This is a genomic window from Micromonospora sp. NPDC023633, assembly GCF_040640035.1.
Taxonomy (GTDB): domain Bacteria; phylum Actinomycetota; class Actinomycetes; order Mycobacteriales; family Micromonosporaceae; genus Micromonospora.
Window position 1 is genome coordinate 28144 of the sequence record NZ_JBFABB010000092.1, and the last position, 581, is coordinate 28724.

At 68.2% G+C, this 581-nt stretch carries 1 protein-coding gene; it reads right to left on the reverse strand.

Translation table 11 applies throughout. From position 1 onward, the window contains the following. Nucleotides 1–361, reverse strand: a 361-nt coding sequence (locus AB0G13_RS24935) for a tetratricopeptide repeat protein (protein ID WP_357878637.1), incomplete at its 3' end; no start/stop codon positions are given. Between the last annotated feature and the right edge of the window lie 220 nt (nt 362–581).

The following is a 581-nucleotide window of genomic DNA, read 5'->3' on the forward strand; positions in this document are numbered from 1 at the left end:
CGCCTGCCGTGCCCCGCCAGTAGGCGAGGCTGCCGCGGGTGGTGAGGGTGCGGGGGTGATCGGGTTCCAGTACCCGCAGGTAGTCGGCGAGTAGCTGCTCGTAGGCGGCGACAGCACCGGCAGAGTCGTCCGCCATGCCCCGCCGGTGGGCGAGGTCGCCGTAGGCGGCCAAGGTGTCGGGGTGGTCGGGTCCCAGCACCCGCAGGCAGTTGGCGAATAGCTGCTCGGAGGCCGTCGCAGCCGTGTTGACCTGGCCGGTGTCACCGAGGCTTTGGACGGCGCGGAACAGGAGTGCATGGGCGTCGGGGTGCAGAAGGCGGTCACCGCTGCTGGCGTGCAAGGCGGAGGTGTTCGCGCGCAAGGCTTGGGTGTATTCGGGATCATGGCCGGCGTCAGACCATAGGGCGAGAAGAGCGTCGGCGGCAGTGCGCGCCGCTCTGTTAAGTCGTTCATTGTCGAGGCGATCACGAGTGGCACGCTGGACTAACGACCTCGTGCACGGTTGGGTGAGACATCGCCTGCGGCGAAGAACTGCTTTCACCGGGTGTGGGGTCTGGCTGGTAGGGCCTTGAGTGGCCGGG